Below are 18,283 nucleotides of genomic sequence, written 5' to 3'. Positions count from 1 at the left end.
GATGCCGCAACGAACGTGATGCCGCGACAAGCGGCATAGTGAGTGCGGCGCCACCACCTAATTATTTTTTGCGACAAGCAAAAATTTGGTGGATGCCGCGTAAGGAAATTTCCGGAGCGTTTATGAGTCGGAGCAAACAATAATTCGGCGAGTTAAGTATCTCGACAAAGCAAAATTAAAACACGGAAGGCAAAAGTATTGCTTAAATCAGCTTTTAGATTTTTTGTTTCATCCTATTTGCTATTTGCTATTTGCTATTTGCTAACTGGCTGCGCCACTGTTCCTGCCAGAGAGAAGCTTGTTCTTTTTGATATAAACGGCATAACTTATTTTTCGCTTGTGGATTATTGCGATAAGATAGCGCTGGATTGGAAATATGACCCATTCACCATGTCTTTTTCCATAAAAGACAGCTTTCATGAAGTGGTTTTTAGGGTTGGTGATGAGCTTGTCCTTGTTGACGATAAAATAACTTATTTAAAGCATCCGGCGCTTATGCAGGGTAAAGGAATTATCGCGCCTCTTGAATTAAAAGAAGAAGTTTTGAGTAAATTATTTCTGGCGCAGGAGCCATCGCCCAAAAAGGTATGCCAAATATTAAAGATCAAGAAAATTGTTATTGACCCCGGGCACGGAGGCCATGATCCGGGAGCTATAAGTAGGAGCGGACTGCAAGAGAAACAGATCAATCTTGATATTGCAAGGCGCTTGGCCGGACTTTTAGAAAAAAGCGGCATAGAAGTTGTGATGACGCGCAATAAGGATGTGTTTATTTCTTTAGAAAAAAGGTCTGAAATTGCCAATAGGTCAGGCGCTGATATTTTTATAAGTATTCACGCTAATTCCAATAAGGCAAAGATTTTGAATGGGTTTGAGGTTTATTGTATCTCTACGGGGGTAAGCGATTTAAAGCGCGCGGTAGATTCAGCTAGGTCTGAATCAAATTACGCGGGTGTTGCTTTTCCGGTAAAGGTGACGCTTTGGGATATGGCCTATAATTATAACCGCGGCCAATCCTTCAGGCTGGCAGAGTATATTTGCAAAGTTATCCGTCGGGATCTGGATACCCGGGTTATTGGGGTTAAAGGAGCCGCCTTTCAGGTCTTAAAATACAACAATATCCCGGCGATCCTTGTGGAAGTAGGGTTTTTGTCCAACAAAAAAGAGGAAAATTCCTTAAAAGACAGTTCTTACCGTCAGAGTATCGCGCAGGCTATCGCCGATGGCGTAAAAGTTTATGATAAAGAATGCGCAAGCATGGAGGATAATAGATGACCAAGGCAATTGGAGTTTTTGATTCCGGTGTTGGAGGCTTGACAGTAGCTAAAGAACTTTTACAGCATTTACCCAGTGAGGATATTGTTTATTTTGGGGATATTGCCCGTGTTCCATACGGAATAAAATCGCGCGAGACAGTGATCCGTTTTTCTATTGAGAATATTTTATTTCTCCTGAAGCACGATGTAAAACTTATTTGCGTGGCCTGTAACACTGTTTCAAGCTTTGCGCTTCCGGTTATAAAGCATCATTTCCGCGTGCCAATCGTAGGCGTAATAAGCCCCGGGGTAAGGGAAGCGGTTTATGCCACAAAAAATAAAAGAATAGGAATTATCGGTACGCGCGGCACAGTAAAAAGCCGCGCCTATGAAATAGAAATAAAACAGCTTGACCCAGCGGTGAAAGTAACCGCGGTTTCCTGTCCCTTATTTGTGCCCTTTGTGGAAGAGGGGTGGCTTTCCGGAGGGCCAGTTGAAGAAATCGCGAGGATGTATTTAAAGCCCCTAAAGGATGCTAAAGTGGATACACTTATTTTAGGCTGCACGCATTATCCGCTTTTAAAGCCTTTGATCAAGAAGATTATGGGTGATGGTGTGATCTTGATTGATTCTGCCAAGCAGGTGGCAATTGAAGTAAAGAAGATCTTGGCTAGTGAAAATATGCTTAATGAAAAGAGAAAAGCGGTGAATAAATTTTATGTAAGCGACAATCCCGAATGGTTTTCAAGTTTAGCAAAATCATTTTTGGGCACAAACGTAAAGAATGTGCAAAAAGTCGACCACTGCGCCGTATAAACTATGTATACAATAAGAGTAGAGGCTAATTTTAGTTCCGCGCATAACCTAAGAGGGTATAAAGGCAAATGCGAATCCCTGCATGGCCATAATTGGAAGGTAGAGGTTTCCGCTTCAAGTAAAAATTTACCCTCTTCCGGAATGCTTATAGATTTTCGTATTTTAAAAGATGCGGTAAATAAACTTTTAGATACATTAGACCATAAATATTTAAACAAGATCGCTTATTTTAAGAAGGTGAATCCTACTTCCGAGAATATCGCGCGTTTTATTTATGTATCTTTAAAGAAAAAATGCCCCCAGATTAGCGCGGTCACGGTTTGGGAATCGGAAAACAGCTGTGCTACTTATGAAGAATAAAGCGGTTGTACTTTTATCCGGCGGGTTAGATTCTGCGGTAACCCTCTATTGGGCGAAAAAACAAGGGTATAAATGCCATTGCTTGATCTTTGATTATGGCCAACGCCATAAAAAAGAGATCCTTGCCGCTAAAAGGATTGCTCGAAAAGCGCATTGCCCTCTAGAAGTTGTGAAAATAAGTTTACCCTGGCAAGGTTCATCGCTTATTGATAAAAGGTCTGATATCCCTATGGCCAGAAAGCCCGGAGAGATCCCTTCAACTTATGTTCCGGCGCGTAATATTATTTTCTTAAGCTTTGCTCTTTCATTTGCCGAAGCAATCAAATCCGGCACAGTTTTTATCGGAGCGCATATACAGGATTACAGCGGCTACCCGGATTGCCGTCCGGAATTCCTAAGTGCCTTTGACCACGCGGCAAAGTGCGGCACAAAAACCGGGACTACCGGCAAGGGTGTTGTTATAAAGACCCCGCTTATTGATATGCACAAATCCCAGATCATTCAGTTAGGCATTGATCTGGGGGTTGATTTTAAAGATACCTGGTCTTGTTATAAGGGGTTAAGGTTACCTTGCGGTAAGTGCGATAGCTGCCATTATCGCAATCATGGGTTTTCGCAGTTAGGAATGGTGGATCCTCTAACCAAGAAAAGATGAAAGGTAAAATCTCCGAGATATTTGAAAGCGTTCAGGGCGAGGGCATTTTCTTAGGTGAGCCGCAGCTTTTTGTGCGCCTTTTTGGTTGCAACTTAAATTGCTCTTTTTGTGATACAAGGCAGCAGCATTGTGTTGAATATACCCCGGAAGAGTTATTTGCGGTCTTAAAGCATTACCGCGGGAAATATCACTCAATAGTTTTTACCGGAGGAGAGCCTCTTTTACAGAGTGATTTCTTAAAAAGAGTGATGCTTCTTACCCGCTCCGACGGGTATAAGAATTATCTTGAGACAAACGGCACCTTGACTGAAGAGTTAAGAGATGTTATTGATTGCGTGGATATAGTGGCGATGGATTTTAAGCTACCAAGCTCCACAGGCTTTAATGGTTCAATATGGGAAAAGCACCGCGAGTTCTTTAAGATCGCAACCTCCCAGTTTGTTTTTTTAAAATCAGTAGTTTGCTCTGCTACAACCGAAGAAGACATCAAGCAGGCGATAGATTTGATAAAACAAATAGACAGGTGCGCGGTGTTTGTGTTACAGCCAAATAGCTTTGAAGGCAGAGTCCTGCTGCAGGATAAAATGGAGAGTTTTCGCGATATGTGCCAGAAAGAGAATGTGGTTACTTGCATTATCCCGCAGATACACAAGTTGATAGGAGCAAGATAGATGCAAAGTAAAAAGTTAAAAGTAAAAAGTAAGAAATCTTCGTATGAAGGGTTGCAGGAAAATGTTAGAGAATTAAAAACTCCTGCGTTGGAAGTTTGGAAGAATCAGTACCCGGATAAAGTTTATACTATTCATATCGAAATACCTGAGTTTACCTGTATTTGTCCTAAGACCGGATTGCCGGATTTTGCAGTGATTGATATTGAATATGCTCCCGCAGCTAATTGTATAGAGTTGAAGTCGCTTAAGATGTATACTATATTTTTCCGTGATGTGGGGATTTTCCATGAGCATTTGATAAATAAGATGATGGAAGATTTTGTGCAGGCGGTCAAGCCAAGATGGGCTAAGATTACGGGTAAGTTTAATCCAAGAGGCGGAATTACTACGACGGTAGTAAGAGAATATAAGAGATAATATGAGAGTAATTCAAGCAAATAAAATTAAAGAGGTTGTTTCAAATTTGTGTAAAGATGCGAACTTTGTTTTGCGTAGCGATGTTTTATTGTCTTTGCGCCAGGCATGCGCCAAAGAGACCAATAAAAAAGCGCGCAATATCCTAAAGGCCATCCTTGATAACGCGCGCATCGCGAAAAAAGAAAAACTGGCGATTTGTCAGGATACAGGCCTGCCGACAGTATTTATAGAGTTAGGGCAGGACTTGCGCGTGCAGGGAGATTTGATGCTTGCGCTGCAAAAAGGCGTGGAAGAGGGTTACAGAAAAGCATCTTTACGTAATTCCATTGTCCGTGATCCGCTTGCGCGTGGTAAGAGCGGGTATTCTCCGGCTGTGGTGCATGTGGATTTAGTCAAAGGCTCAAAGATTAAAATTACATTAATGCCTAAAGGTTTTGGCTGTGAAAATAAGACTCAGCTTAAAATGTTTAAGCCCACAGTTTCTGTTGAAGAGATCAAGAAATTTATCGTAGAGGTTGTGCGAAATGCCGGGCCGGATGCCTGTCCGCCTTATGTTGTGGGGGTGGGGATAGGCGGAACAGCGGATTATGCCTGTTTGTTGGCGAAGAAAGCATTATTGATTAAGCTTAAAGCTTACAGCTTAAAGCTTACAGCTATTAATAAGTTAGAACGAGAGTTATTGTTTGAGATTAATAAACTAAACATCGGCCCAATGGGCTTGGGCGGAAAAACAACCGTGTTGGCGGTCAATATTCTAACGCACGCCACGCATATCGCGGGACTGCCGGTTTGTGTAAATATTAGTTGCCATGCCTTAAGGTCGGCAACAGAAGAAATTTAAAATTAAAAATGCAAAACGTAAGATCACAATTCAAAATTAAAAATTTAAAGGCAGGTGAGAAATATAGTTTTAGCGGTATTTTATATACTGCGCGGGACCAGGCGCATAAGAGGCTTGTGGGGGCGATTAAAAAGAAACAGAAACTGCCATTTGATATTAAGGGCAAGATTATTTATTATTGTGGGCCAACGCAAACCCCTAAAGGGAAAGTGATCGGCGCCTGCGGCCCAACCACAAGCTCGCGTATGGACGAATTTGCTCCGGCATTATTAAAAGCAGGGCTCTTGGGGATGATTGGTAAAGGCGCGCGTTCTTCTGAAGTGATTGCGGCAATTAAAAAGTATCACGCGGTTTATTTTGTAACTTATGCCGGCTGCGGTGCGCTTTTGGCGCGTTATGTAAAGGCAAAAAAGCTTGTAGCATATCCGGATTTAGGGCCCGAGGCAATTTATGAATTAAAAGTTGAAGATTTTCCGCTTATCGTGGCAATAGACGCTACAGGAAAGGATATTTATGGCAAGGTTTGACGGCAGGGGATTTGATAAATTAAGAAAAATAGAGATCAAGCGCAATTTTTTAAAATACGCTGAAGGTTCATGTTTGATTGAATTTGGTAATACTAAAGTTATTTGTTCAGCTTCGGTTGAAGAATCTGTGCCGCCATTTTTGAAAAATACCGGCAAGGGTTGGGTCACTGCTGAATACGGGATGCTTCCGCGTTCCTGTGATAAGCGTATTCCCCGCGGCAAAGATTCCGGGCGCACTTATGAGATACAGCGTTTGGTGGGAAGGTCACTTCGCACAGTAGTGCGCATGGATAAATTAGGCGAGAGGACTATTTGGCTTGATTGTGATGTTTTGCAGGGCGATGGCGGTACGCGCACCGCGGCAATTACCGGAAGTTTTATCGCGCTTGTAGATGCGTTACAGAAAATAAAAAAGACCGGTTTAATAAATGAGATTCCGGTTACTGATTATGTGGCGGCAATAAGCGTAGGTGTTGTTGAGGGGCACGCTTGCCTTGATTTGGCTTACGCTGAAGATTCCAAGGCCGAAGTAGATATGAATGTAGTTATGACCGGAAGCGGAGAATTTATTGAGATACAGGGCACTGCCGAGAGAAAGCCTTTTAACCGCGCGCAGATGGATAAACTTCTGGACTTGGCTAAGAAAGGCATTCACGAGTTAGTAGAAATGCAAAAGCATCTGCTTAAAGATATTTTATGAGTAAGAATAATTTAGAGCTTTTGGTTGCTACTAAAAATAAGGGCAAGTTAAGGGAAATAAAGATTATTCTAAAAGATTTGCCGTTAAAGATAACCTCTTTGGCAGATTACCCTGGTCATCCGCGGATCATTGAAAATGCCAAGACCTTTAGCGGAAACGCTGCCAAGAAAGCTCTTGCCTTGGCGCGTTTTACAGGTAAGCTTGTGATGGGCGAAGATTCTGGCCTTTGCGTAGATGCGTTAAAAGGGGCTCCGGGAGTTTATTCCGCGCGTTTTGCCGGTAAAAATAAAAGCGACGATGCCAATAATAAGAAGCTTTTACGCCTTCTTAAGGGATTGCCTGCTTCTAAAAGAAAAGCTTATTATGTCTGCGCGATTGCCTTAGCAGATAAAAAAGGCTTGGTAAAAATAGTAGAAGGTAAATGTTTTGGCAGGATTGGTTTTGATTCACGCGGTAAAAATGGATTCGGGTATGACCCCTTATTTGTCATTCCCATTTATAATAAAACATTCGGTCAGCTCAGTGGGAGTATTAAACACAAAATCAGCCATCGTTTTCGCGCGCTTCAGGATTTAAGAAAAGTGCTCAAGAATTATGTTGAGCGCGCCGAGGGTGTCTGATATAATGCGGAGGCTAAAAATATGAAGAAAATAGCATTTCTGTTATGCGCAGTTGTGTTGTTGGCGTGGTCTTCTTCTCAGGCAGCAAGCGAAATGGCGCGTAAAGAGGCGATAAATTATTATAACGCGGGGGTTAGGGCGCAGAAAGACGGCAACCTGCAGGAGATGAAGGCGTCCTACACAAAAATTTTCATTCTGGATCCGGAAAACAAAGAATTAAAAAAGCTGGTTCTGCATAATTACGGCGTTCTTTATATGAAAAGCGGTAATTACGCTAAGGCAGAAGAGAATTTTCTGGACGTGTTGAAGATGGACCCGAATTTTGAAGCCGCAAAGAAGAACCTTGGGCTTATTTATGATAAGACCCGTTCTAAGCTTGAAGCGTTGGAATATTGGTTGAAGTTTTTTAATATAGATGTGAATAAGATGAAGCCGCAAAATCCTATTATGGCGGATGAAAAGCCGGATCAGCCGTTTTAGTTTTCGCCACTAAGATTTGAGAAAGATACGGGGAGTGGCTCAGTTTGGCTAGAGCGCTTGCTTTGGGAGCAAGAGGTCGTGAGTTCAAGTCTCACCTCCCCGATAAATGAGCCCCCAGCGTTTTGAAAGGGGCAAGTCAACTGTTACTGAATATGCGCCTGTAGCTCAAATGGATAGAGCAACTGCCTTTCAATGAGGCCCAAACTTATGGAGCATAAGCGACATAAGTTTGCTGGCCGAATTGATCCCGAAGCCTGCGCAGAAAATTTCGCAAGAAATTTTCAAGCGATTAGGCAAGGGACCAAGATTGGGAGCCTTCACAGGAAAATAAACTTGTGAAGTGGACGCTGCTAAGTCGGTGGACATCCCGTGTACGCGGGGCAACACCGAGCTATTCCCTTACAGGGGGAGAGTGTAGAGACTTTACACAGCGGGGCTGAAACGCTCAAGAGAAAGTCCAGACCGCAACTTTAATGGCCAGAGTAATCTGGTGCGGTACGCTAAGCCGTAGGTTGGCCGTTCGATTCGGCCCAGGCGCATTTAAAAGGTAATGCCGATAAAACACACACTATGCAAAGTAAAGTAAAAATAATATTTGGCATCATTGTCGCGCTGGCCTTCTTTTTCACCGTGGGGCATTTTTTCCTGGTGTTTAAGGGTAAGTCTATCGTTGAGAAGCAGATTGAGAATATCCTGCACAAAAAAGTCACTATCGAGCGTTTTGATATTAAGCCGCTTTTTATGATAGAGATGAACAATGTGGCCATTAAGGATTTCGGCCAAATAGATAATATCTCTATATCGCCTAATATGTTTGGTTTTCTTCTTGGGAGAGCATCTTTCGATAGCATAAGAATTATTAACCCGCATCTGGAATTTAAGAAAGATAAGCTTCAGGAACAAGTTGAAGGCGCCCCAGCAGAGGCGCAAAAAGCAGCGCAGGAAGCTCCCGCGCAAGCTAATATTCCGCAGATGCCGCTTGCTGTCAAAAGCCTTGTGATTAAAAATGGCGTGATCGATTATGCGGACAAAACAATCGGCGATAATGGCTTAACTGTTACGGTTAAGAATTTAAATTTTTCCCTTGGGAATTTAAAGATTCCGCCAGATTCCGGCAACTTAAAGTTTGATTTAACTGCCCGTATCCCCTGGCATAAAGATCAAGAAGAGGGGGTAATTGAATCCTCCGGATGGTTAAACTTGCAAAAGAAGAATATGCAGGCTAAAATAAAGATTACTGGGATTGACGCGGTTTACCTCTATCCGTATTATGCCTCATGGATTAATATCAATCTTGAGAAAGCAAGGATTAAGAAGGCTAAGTTGAATTTCACAAGCGATATTACCGGCAAAGACAACGATATGGTTGCCAAGTGCCATTTAGAATTAGTGGACATCCAGCGTGAAAACCTTCCCGAGGGCAAAGATGAAAGCAAGGCAGAGAAAATTGCCAAGGTTGTGTTTGGTTTATTTAGCGCCATGAACGAAAAGATCGTCGCGGATTTTACTATTCCTACAAAGATGGACCGTCCGGAATTCAAGGTCAAAGACATCCGCATGGGCTTGGGGGGATAGGTAGCTCTTTAAATTTAAAGTTGGAATAAATATTTAATGGTGGCTATAGCTCAATTGGTCAGAGCGTCTGACTGTGGCTCAGAAGGTTTGCGGGTTCGATCCCCGTTAGCCACCCCATTTTTTATTGGCAGGCCAGGGTGGCTCTGGAGGTTTTGCGGGTTCGAGAGTCAAAGGTTTATCCAGAGAAGAAAAGCTAGAGTTGGTTGCGGCATAACAAAGAGAGGGGGACAGTTTTATTTTTTCAAATGATGGAAAAATAAAACTGTCCCTTTTGTTTTACGAAAACCGGGGGCATAAAGAGAACCATTCCCTTTATTGTAAATTATTAGATTAATATATGAATCGGTGGGGCATTCCAAAGTGGCTTGAAAAGGAAGTAAGGGCACGAGATAAAGCTTGCGTTTATTGCGGAGTTAAATTGGTAGAGAGTATTCCTTTTGGAAGTTCTCGAAGAACTATGGCGACCTGGGAACATATAATTAATAATGCAAGTATTGTCAATCGTGATAATATCGCTCGATGTTGCGCTGCATGTAATTCGAGCAAAGGGACAAAGCCACTTTCTGATTGGATACACTCAAGCTACTGCGAGAAGAAAGGTATTAATGAACATACAGTCGCTGCAATCGTCAGAAAAGCATTGCGGAGTTTATGAATAATTGGAAAATGTTCTAAAATCGGAATAAAAGGAGAAAAAATGAGTGAAGTTAGAGAAGTTACGGAAAAAATAAGAAAGTTTAGAGATGATCGCGATTGGATGCAATTCCATGATCCTAAGAATATGGCTGTCTCGATAATACTTGAAGCTTCGGAGCTTTTAGAGCATTTTCAATGGAAGACTACTGAAGAAGTCGAGAAATATGCTAAACAAAATAAGTTAGAAATACAAGATGAGATAGCAGATATAGCTTTATATTTGTTTGAGCTAGCGGATAACATTGGCGTAGATTTGATCGATGCTATGAATCAGAAATTAACGAAGAATGAAAAGAAGTACCCTGTAGAGAAAGCAAAGGGGAAACACGTGAAATATGACAAGTTATAAAGATGGATCTTAATGAAGTATTAGGGGCTAAAAGTTTATTTCGCTTCACCGGGCCGCCAGAACATTGGCTTACGGCAGTGAAATATATGACTTGGGGCCTCGAAGAGGATTTAAGATCTAGATGGATAAAGATTCGTCCAGGAGATATCTTTTTTATTCACAGCACTCAAGGATCAGCTTTTAAAAATGCTAAATCTGGAATAATAGGATTAGGTGTAGTCGGGACTGATTTTTCTGAAAAAAAGAATCCCTTATGGTTTTATGAGACTCTCAATCATGTTAATCGTTGGCCTCTTCTAATACCGTTATCAGAAATTTATCTGTTTAGTGAATTACCTCCGACAAATACCTGGGATAATCCATCTCCCGAGAATCCCAAAGAAACTGAGAGCTTGATTAATTCCTTACTGAAAAACTATATTCCTCTTGGTCAAATTCCCGGTTTTCCACAAATGGGTAGCTTTTCCTCTGTGAGCCAAGATGTTGCCAGCAGGATATTGTTAGATAGAAAACCACTTTATCTTTATGCAGGCTATGAAGAGCTTGGATTGCCACAGATTGAATCAAGTTTAGATATTAAGACCGAGCGTATTGATAGGCAATCGGATCAAATTAAAAGTGCTAGTGAAGCTTTGCGTTATGTCGATACTTTAAAGATTTTTGACAGCGTTAAAACACGGATTATTAAGGAGCCAGTTTCGCAATACATACGCGATAATGAAATACTCGATCGTGCAAATGCTGTACATACTTCAATTTTACAGCAACTTATCGATTTATTCCGTAAACATGGATATGAAACTCGCTCGAGCAAAGCAGTCGACCTTTTTGTGCATAATAAGAATAGAGCTTTTCTTTTTGAAGTGAAGAGCACAGAGAGTAGAAATTTTCGCTCGCAAGCAAGAAGAGGCATTGCTCAACTACTCGAATATGATTACTTTGATGTGGAAAAATTCTCGCAAGAGAACAATTTAATATTTACTGATAGGCACAAATTAATTATTCCTTCTCAAATTCCTTCTGATAATCGATACATTGAATTTATAAATAGCCTCAATATCGGCGTAGCATTAAGTCAAAAAGATTGTTTAAAACCTGTAGGTAAAGATTTTGGCTTTTCATTAATATAAGAAAATTTATGTTAGAAATCGTCCTCTATAGCGTCTATTTATTAGAGGAGGAATTATGGCAAAACCCGATATCAATAGCAGAAATATAAAAAGTTGGCCTAAAGATGATAGGCCTAGAGAACGATTGCTAAGTAGTGGAGAACAATCATTAAGCAATTCAGAGCTCTTAGCAATCTTGTTAAATAGCGGTGTTAAGGGGGAAAGTGCCGTTGATTTAGCTCGGAATATCTTTGATAAGTTTGGCACCTTTCGTAATATGTCTCATACTGATATACGGGATTGGCAGGCAATTAAGGGTTTAGGTCCGGCCAAAATTTGTCGAATAAAAGCAGCGCTGGAAATTGGCAGACGTTTTCGAGAAAATGAAATAATTAGAAAGAAAGCGCGAATTCTTTCTTCGAAAGATATTTTTTCTGTTGTTGGGCCACAGATTCGCGATCTAAAGACAGAGATGTTTAAAATTGTCTTCTTAGATAATAGTAACAATATTATTTCTATTGAGAATGCTGCTAAGGGGACAATAAATCATACTGTTCCTATTGCTCGAGAGATTATTCATTCAGCTCTTCAAAAATTTGCAGCTTCAATTATTTGTGTTCATAACCATCCTTCTGGGAGTTGTCTTCCAAGTGACGAAGACAAACAATTTACAAAAGAATTAGCGCAGGCTGCAAATGTTTTGCAGATAAAATTATTAGACCATGTTATAATCGGTGGCGAAAATTATTACAGTTTCCTTGATAGTGGACTTTTTGATCAAACTGGTAATGTAAGGTTAAGTTGAATGGAAAATATCCGAATAGAAGCTTTTAACTGGCTTTCAAGCCAAATTAGTATACACGGTGATGTATTGCCGAGAGAATTATTAGCTAAAGGTTTTGAATTTGAGGGTGAGAGAGTTCTTTTAGTTGGTCCTCAGGGAATTTTCAAACCTCGCCTTCTAGAGTTGCCTTTGTCGATAACTACTATCCAGGATGGTCCTTATGCGGATAAACCTGATTTGGAAGGAAATTGGCTTTATCGATATAGAGGCAAAGATCCAGCTCATCGGGATAATGTTGGGTTAAGAGAACTAATGAAGCGGCGGGTACCACTTATTTATTTTATAGGAACTGTCCCTGGGAGATATTTAGTGGTTTATCCGGTATTCATTATGGAGGATTATCCAGAGCAGCTAACATTTAAAGTAATGGCAGAAGACTTGAGCTTTATCGAAAAAGCTGAGAAGGCTACAGTAATAAGTGACGTGGATGAAGGGAGAAGGCGGTATTTGACAGCCAGCGTTAGGGTTCGTCTGCACCAAAGAGGTTTTCGAGAATTGGTATTAGATGCCTATCGAAAGCAATGTGCCTGTTGTAAACTTAGACATCTCGAATTATTGGATGCTGCCCATATTTTACCCGATACCAGTCCAGAGGGTGATCCAATTGTCCCTAATGGGATTTCTTTATGCAAGCTTCATCATGCCGCCTTTGATAGTAATTTTATAGGTATTCGCCCTGATTATGTAATAGAAGTAAAGAGAGAGATACTAGAGGAAGAAGATGGCCCCTTGCTGTTACATGGTTTGCAGGAATTACATCAAGCCCGAATAATTCTACCCAAAACAAAGAATCTTTATCCCGATCCTAAACGACTAGAAAAGAGATTTATGGTTTTTAGAAATGGTTAAAATGAAAGAATCTATTAAGAAGATAGCAAAGATAGAGTTTGAAATATAAGGGACGGTTCTATTTATTGGGGTGGCTTTGAGAAGACCGTCCCCTTTATTTGTTTTTGGAATATAAATGAAAAGAATCCATAAAGTATTCTTCATTATTGTTATTGTAGCGGTATTCGGTTATGCAGGTTACCGGATCTCTGTATTATCCGATCGAATCCAAAGAATAGAAAATAAGCTTGGTGGGTCTAAAAAGATATCTTGTAACGAAAAAGATACCGTGCAGAGAGTGCGTCAGTCAGTGGTACGTATTATTGGCGGAGAAGGCGAGGGCTCGGGTTTTGTTATTAAAAAGGATGGTTTTATTTTGACTAACTTCCATGTGATTGACTCTGAGCCAGCACCAAAAATTATATTACCCGGTAATACTTTTGAGACAGGTGAAGTTATTATGGTGGATAAAGATGCGGATCTTGCAGTAATTAAGATTAAAAAGGACCTTCCAGTGCTTAGATTCGCGCGTCTTGCCTCAGTATGTCCAGCAGAAGAACTTTTAGCCATAGGATATCCATTGGGAGGCGAACTGTCTGGTGAATCGTTTGTTGTGCGCGGAGCTTTTTCGCGAAGCTCAAAAGACAAGGAAAACGGCGTCCAGTATCTCCTAACGGATATGACCATGGTTTCCGGTATAAGCGGTGGTCCAATGGTAAATATCTGCGGGGAAGTAGTTGGGATCAATACCGCTGGATTAGTGTTGGGAGGAATGGGTATAGCAGTCTCCTCAGATTCTATATTTGAAAAATACCAAAAGATGTCCGCGTCTAAGGAGTCGCTAAAAGACGTCAAGAAAATGACCTTTGAGCCAAACAAGAATCCGCTTGAAGCAGTCAGGTGTTTTTATAATTATCTCAAAGCCAGAAAGATGGAAAAAGCTTTTGAGCTTTTATCTGACAATTTCGTTATGGGGTACAGCTTTGAGCAGTGGGCGTGGGGGTACCGGCCCATGCTTGACACCTCTGTTATTATAATCAAAAGCGATAAGAAGATACCTAATAGAATACTAGTTAAGCTATCAACCAAAGACTTAATTGAAGATGAGATTGTTTATAAGTATTTCGAGGGCCATTGGGATGTCCGGCAGATAAATGGGAAATGGCTGCTCTGGGCTCCTAGGATTAAGGAAGTTAAAAATCCGGAAAAGGAGTGGATTCTGGATTCGGATAGGATAAACGAAATAGAGGAATTTGTAAAAAAACACAAAGATTCCGAAGAATATAAATATGACATGTATAAAATAGCCCAGGAGCCAGGAAACGAAGATTTAAGCCTGCAGGTACTTTATGAGAAGGCCAAAGAGAAGAAATAGCCATTGTATGAAGCGCAGGAAATATGAAAACGCATGAGGTCGATATTGATATTTCTGCTCAAAGGCTTTATCTGCGTTGCGGCAATACAATCATTAAGTCATATCCTGTTTCAACTTCAAAATATGGCATAGGGAATAGGGAGGGAAGCAACAAGACGCCATTAGGATTGCACCAGATAGTTAGTAAGATCGGGAGAAATGCGCCTTTGGGCGCGATTTTTAAGTACCGCAGAAAAACCGGGAAGATAGCTAGGGTGCGCGAAGCCGGAGATCTTATAACGACAAGAATCCTGCGTCTGGCAGGGCTTGAGAAAGGTGTCAACAAAGGCAGGGGAATAGATTCGTTTCAGAGATGCATCTATATCCACGGTACTCCGGAAGAGAATTTGATCGGGAAGCCGGCATCTCACGGCTGTATAAGAATGAAAAATCGTGATATAATTAAGTTGTTTAACTTAGTCAGAAGAAATACCCTACTTTATATACATAAATAAGTTATGACCTTTTTTATACCCAACAGGCTATATATATGTCTTCTGACCTTGTAGACCGATATCAAGCGCTCAAGTTGTTACGGCAAGCCTTAGATCAGCCTTCGGCAGAATTTCGTGAAGGACAATGGGAAGCAATTGAACGTCTCGTGAACCATAAAAAGAGGCTACTTGTTGTTCAGCGCACGGGTTGGGGTAAGAGCCTAGTCTATTTTATTGCTACGCGTATTTTTCGGAACCGCGGTGAAGGAGTGACCCTAATTGTTTCTCCGTTATTAGCATTGATGAGAAATCAGATTCAGGCAGCCGAACGATTGGGGATTCGGGCTTTGACTATTAATTCAACTAATCGAACTGAGTGGCCACAATTAATGCAAGAAATTCTTGAAGACAAGGCTGATGTCGTTCTAGTTTCTCCAGAGCGATTGGCTAATGATGAATTTGTTCAGGAATTATTGATCCCAGTAGCAAATCGTATTGGTCTTATGGTTGTGGATGAAGCACATTGTATTTCAGATTGGGGGCATGATTTCCGGCCAGACTACAGGCGTTTAGTAAGAGTATTACAATACATGCCTACGAACATGCCGATTTTGGGTACTACCGCGACCGCTAACGATCGAGTGCTGGCGGATACTGTTGCTCAGTTGGGGGAGCTAGAGATCTTCCGAGGAAAATTGATGCGTGAAACACTCGAGTTGCAAACAATACGTCTCCCTGATCAGGCATCCAGATTAGCATGGCTCTTTGAAAATATACCTAAAATGCCCGGTACAGGTATTGTTTATACTTTAACGAAACGGGATACTGAGATTGTCGCAAGTTGGCTGGAAGGACGTGGCATATCAGCTCGTGCATATTATAGCGGAATTGAATCAGAAGAGTTTGAGAATTCTAATGCATACAGGGAACATCTAGAATCTCTTTTGTTAGAAAATAAAATCAAGGTTTTGGTGGCCACTACGGCGTTAGGTATGGGATATGATAAACCTGATCTCGGGTTTGTTATCCATTTTCAATCTCCCGGCTCAATCGTGGCATATTATCAACAGGTTGGAAGAGCTGGCAGAGCAATTAGCAGAGCTTTTGGGATCCTGTTGAGTGGTCGTGAGGATGCAGATATTCTTCAGTATTTCCGCGAGGAGGCTTTTCCAGATGAACAACTAGTTAACTCCATCTTGGAAGCTTTGTCTAATAGTGATGGCATGAAAATTCGAGATTTAGAAAAATCCGTAAATCTTCGGAGAGGACAGATTGAAAAAGTGCTAAAATTCTTATCAGTGGAAAATCCTTCGCCTATTTTTAAGAGAGATGGCGCGTGGGAAAGGACTGCTGTTCCGTATCAAATGGATCATGAGAGAATTCAGAGATTAACAATGCAGAGAGTTAAGGAATGCGAGGAAGTACAATCTTATTTTGAAACAAAAGATTGCTTAATGGTTTTTTTGGCTCGGTCTTTGGATGATAAAACTTCAGAGCCTTGTGGTAAATGTGCAAACTGTTTAGGGCGGCCGCTCTTTAATCTAAAATATGATTTAGACCTAGAAAAAGAGGCACAAAGATTTCTGAGGAATTCTGAGCTACCGTTTGAATGCAAGAAACGAATTCCAAGCGATGCTTTCCCGGAGTATGGTTTTCACGGACATATTCCTCCTGAATTAAGAGCGGGAACCGGACGAGTTCTTTCTCGCTGGGGTGATGCTGGTTGGGGGCGTATAGTGGCTGAAAATAAGCATGCAGGAAATTTTGGCGATGAATTGCTTAATGCGGTAGAGGATATGATTGTCAGACGATGGTCACCAAATCCATCACCGACTTGGGTGACCTGTGTGCCTTCATTTAATCATCCTAATTTAGTGCCTGATTTCTCAAAACGTTTAGCAAGCAGGCTTAACATACCTTTTTTCCCTGCTGTAGTTAAGTTGAAGCAAAACGAACCGCAAAAATTACAGCAAAATACATTTTTTCAGTGTAGAAATCTTGACGGCGTTTTTGGCATCAAAGGTGAGATTCCGGTAGGCCCGGTTTTCCTTATGGATGATATTATCGATTCTATCTGGACAATGACGGTTGTTTCAGCTTTATTACTTAAGGCAGGGAGTGGGCCTGTGTGTCCCGTAGCTCTAGCCACCACGCGCCCAGGAGATTAAATGGAAATTAATACTAGAGATCAGGTAGTTCTCTTGCTTACTGTTTGGCTTGGGGGATCCGGTAAAGTTGGTCAAAAGCCACTAACTCCGTTGGAATGGAATACATTTTCTCTATGGTTAGAAGAGAATGATCGCGGCCTCGAGAAATTGTTGGTTACTAATAATCTCAATGATTTCTTGGAGGGGTGGAGCAATAAGACGGTTACAGCGGATCGTATTCGAGCATTACTGGCAAGGGCAGGCGCATTGGGTTTATCTCTTGAAAGATGGAATAGGGCAGGGTTATGGGTAATGACTTGTTTTAATAAAGATTACCCATCTCGTCTTCGGAACCGAGTATCGTATATTCCTCCGGTATTCTTTGGATGTGGCAATCGCAAGCTTCTTGATAAGGGAGGAATAGCGGTTGTTGGGTCCAGGGATGTTACTGATAATGATATTGAATATACGCGTCGATTAGGCGCTGAAATTGTTTCTCAATGGTATTCTGTTATTTCAGGTGGAGCTAGGGGAGTTGATGAGGCTGCAATGACAGGCGCTCTCGAAAAAGAAGGGACTGTGATTGGAATTTTAGCAGAGAATCTTCTACGCGCTGCTACTTCATCTAAATATCGTCAAGCATTGCTTGCTGGGGATTTAGTTTTGATCTCGTCTTTCAATCCTGAGGCTGGGTTTGATGTTGGGAATGCGATGGCACGGAATAAATACATATACTGTCTTTCAGATGCAGCAATAGTAATTGCGAGCACTAAGGAAAAGGGAGGAACTTGGAGCGGGGCGACCGAAAATCTGTCTAATCGATGGGTTCCTTTATGGGTTAAATCAACCGACAGTACTGGATCCGGCAACCATAGTTTAGTTGCCAAAGGCGCGCAATGGCTTCCTGATAATAATCTGTCAATTAAGGAACTAATTATTCCGAGATCTCGAGGTGTCCAAGAAAGTGAAAAGGATTACATCAGGCCAACTAGCTACGAGTCGTTTTTAACTCAATGGAAGAAATCTGATATTAAAGGGGCAGTCAAAAAAGATAAGCTAATAGAGATGTTTAATATTAGTAAGAAATGTTTGGATCAGTGGCTGAATCGTGGGGTTACAGAGGGTAAGATAGTCAAACATAAAAAGCCGGTTAAATATCAGCTTTCGCAAGGGAATCAACTGATGTTTGGGTTGTAAGTTTTGTTTTGTCCGTTCGGAACAAGTGGACAAACTGTAACCTTTTTATTTCAAAAGAGATAGGGGATCACAAGACAAAAAAGACCGGACAAATCGGACATTTTTCATAGGGACTGACCTATGGGAAAAGCCGAATTTAATTGATAACAAGGGTATTTTGGCTATAATAGATACTCGCAGATTTATATAGGTGACTCCCCGGGGTAGAAGGGGAGCGACCCCATTTTTTATTGCACTAGACTGCCTGTCCTGGCCGATTTTAAAGAATCGTTAAATTCGGGCAGGCCAGGGTGGCTCTGGAGGTTTTGCGGGTTCGAGAGTCAAAGGTTTATCCAGAGAAGAAAAGC

Annotated in this window: 21 protein-coding genes and 2 tRNA genes; all 23 read left to right on the top strand. The window is 41.3% G+C overall.

All coding sequences use genetic code 11. From position 1 onward, the window contains the following. The first annotated feature begins 198 nt into the window (after positions 1-198). Positions 199-1,275 carry an N-acetylmuramoyl-L-alanine amidase gene (locus tag MUF05_07860; GenBank protein ID MCU0666990.1) on the top strand — a complete coding sequence of 359 codons (1,077 nt, stop codon included), beginning with the start codon at positions 199-201 and terminating at the stop codon, positions 1,273-1,275. Then, on the top strand, positions 1,272-2,072 hold the full coding sequence (murI, locus tag MUF05_07855; protein MCU0666989.1) for a glutamate racemase: 801 nt from the start codon (positions 1,272-1,274) through the stop codon (positions 2,070-2,072). The genes MUF05_07860 and murI overlap by 4 nt, the downstream gene beginning before the upstream one ends. A gap of 3 nt (positions 2,073-2,075) precedes the next feature. After that, positions 2,076-2,432: a 6-carboxytetrahydropterin synthase QueD gene (queD, locus tag MUF05_07850; protein MCU0666988.1), complete on the top strand. Its 357-nt coding sequence runs from the start codon at positions 2,076-2,078 to the stop codon at positions 2,430-2,432. Further along, entirely contained in the window at positions 2,422-3,087 is a 666-nt protein-coding gene (gene queC, locus MUF05_07845) for a 7-cyano-7-deazaguanine synthase QueC (protein ID MCU0666987.1), read from the top strand. The genes queD and queC overlap by 11 nt, the downstream gene beginning before the upstream one ends. Further along, the gene (locus MUF05_07840; GenBank protein ID MCU0666986.1) at positions 3,084-3,758 is read left to right on the top strand and encodes a 7-carboxy-7-deazaguanine synthase QueE; all 675 of its coding nucleotides are present in this window, start codon (positions 3,084-3,086) and stop codon (positions 3,756-3,758) included. Before queC ends, MUF05_07840 begins: the two co-directional genes overlap by 4 nt. Next, positions 3,759-4,175 (top strand): preQ(1) synthase, encoded by a 417-nt coding sequence (gene queF / locus MUF05_07835; protein ID MCU0666985.1) that lies wholly within the window; start codon positions 3,759-3,761, stop codon positions 4,173-4,175. 1 nt (position 4,176) lies between these two features. Continuing rightward, positions 4,177-5,016 (top strand): fumarate hydratase, encoded by an 840-nt coding sequence (locus MUF05_07830; GenBank protein MCU0666984.1) that lies wholly within the window; start codon positions 4,177-4,179, stop codon positions 5,014-5,016. Positions 5,017-5,024: 8 nt separating this feature from the next. Continuing rightward, positions 5,025-5,543 (top strand): FumA C-terminus/TtdB family hydratase beta subunit, encoded by a 519-nt coding sequence (locus tag MUF05_07825; GenBank protein MCU0666983.1) that lies wholly within the window; start codon positions 5,025-5,027, stop codon positions 5,541-5,543. Then, positions 5,530-6,243, top strand: a complete 714-nt coding sequence (rph, locus tag MUF05_07820) for a ribonuclease PH (GenBank protein MCU0666982.1) — start codon at positions 5,530-5,532, stop codon at positions 6,241-6,243. The genes MUF05_07825 and rph overlap by 14 nt, the downstream gene beginning before the upstream one ends. Continuing rightward, entirely contained in the window at positions 6,240-6,863 is a 624-nt protein-coding gene (locus MUF05_07815; GenBank protein ID MCU0666981.1) for an XTP/dITP diphosphatase, read from the top strand. Before rph ends, MUF05_07815 begins: the two co-directional genes overlap by 4 nt. 21 nt (positions 6,864-6,884) lie before the next feature. Continuing rightward, complete coding sequence (locus MUF05_07810; GenBank protein MCU0666980.1) at positions 6,885-7,343, top strand: tetratricopeptide repeat protein; 459 nt, start codon at positions 6,885-6,887, stop codon at positions 7,341-7,343. A 28-nt stretch (positions 7,344-7,371) separates the two neighbouring features. After that, positions 7,372-7,446, top strand: a tRNA-Pro gene (locus MUF05_07805). Positions 7,447-7,913: 467 nt separating this feature from the next. After that, the gene (locus tag MUF05_07800; protein MCU0666979.1) at positions 7,914-8,918 is read left to right on the top strand and encodes a DUF748 domain-containing protein; all 1,005 of its coding nucleotides are present in this window, start codon (positions 7,914-7,916) and stop codon (positions 8,916-8,918) included. A 39-nt stretch (positions 8,919-8,957) separates the two neighbouring features. Then, positions 8,958-9,035, top strand: a tRNA-His gene (locus tag MUF05_07795). A 220-nt stretch (positions 9,036-9,255) separates the two neighbouring features. Next, positions 9,256-9,573 carry an HNH endonuclease gene (locus MUF05_07790; protein MCU0666978.1) on the top strand — a complete coding sequence of 106 codons (318 nt, stop codon included), beginning with the start codon at positions 9,256-9,258 and terminating at the stop codon, positions 9,571-9,573. Positions 9,574-9,615: 42 nt separating this feature from the next. Beyond that, positions 9,616-9,963 (top strand): nucleotide pyrophosphohydrolase, encoded by a 348-nt coding sequence (locus tag MUF05_07785; GenBank protein ID MCU0666977.1) that lies wholly within the window; start codon positions 9,616-9,618, stop codon positions 9,961-9,963. A gap of 2 nt (positions 9,964-9,965) precedes the next feature. Continuing rightward, on the top strand, positions 9,966-11,093 hold the full coding sequence (locus tag MUF05_07780) for a hypothetical protein (GenBank protein MCU0666976.1): 1,128 nt from the start codon (positions 9,966-9,968) through the stop codon (positions 11,091-11,093). 55 nt (positions 11,094-11,148) lie between these two features. Further along, on the top strand, positions 11,149-11,877 hold the full coding sequence (gene radC, locus MUF05_07775; GenBank protein ID MCU0666975.1) for a DNA repair protein RadC: 729 nt from the start codon (positions 11,149-11,151) through the stop codon (positions 11,875-11,877). Continuing rightward, positions 11,878-12,765, top strand: a complete 888-nt coding sequence (locus tag MUF05_07770; GenBank protein ID MCU0666974.1) for an HNH endonuclease — start codon at positions 11,878-11,880, stop codon at positions 12,763-12,765. A 115-nt stretch (positions 12,766-12,880) separates the two neighbouring features. Then, complete coding sequence (locus MUF05_07765) at positions 12,881-14,119, top strand: serine protease (protein ID MCU0666973.1); 1,239 nt, start codon at positions 12,881-12,883, stop codon at positions 14,117-14,119. A 23-nt stretch (positions 14,120-14,142) separates the two neighbouring features. Continuing rightward, positions 14,143-14,613 (top strand): L,D-transpeptidase, encoded by a 471-nt coding sequence (locus MUF05_07760; protein ID MCU0666972.1) that lies wholly within the window; start codon positions 14,143-14,145, stop codon positions 14,611-14,613. A gap of 35 nt (positions 14,614-14,648) precedes the next feature. Then, positions 14,649-16,760, top strand: a complete 2,112-nt coding sequence (locus tag MUF05_07755) for a RecQ family ATP-dependent DNA helicase (protein ID MCU0666971.1) — start codon at positions 14,649-14,651, stop codon at positions 16,758-16,760. Beyond that, positions 16,761-17,936, top strand: a complete 1,176-nt coding sequence (locus MUF05_07750; protein ID MCU0666970.1) for a DNA-processing protein DprA — start codon at positions 16,761-16,763, stop codon at positions 17,934-17,936. Positions 17,937-18,283 lie beyond the last annotated feature (347 nt).

This window comes from Candidatus Omnitrophota bacterium (assembly GCA_025453395.1).
Lineage (GTDB): Bacteria > Omnitrophota > Gorgyraeia > Gygaellales > Profunditerraquicolaceae > JAlOQK01.
This window is presented reverse-complemented; position numbering and strand designations above follow the sequence as displayed.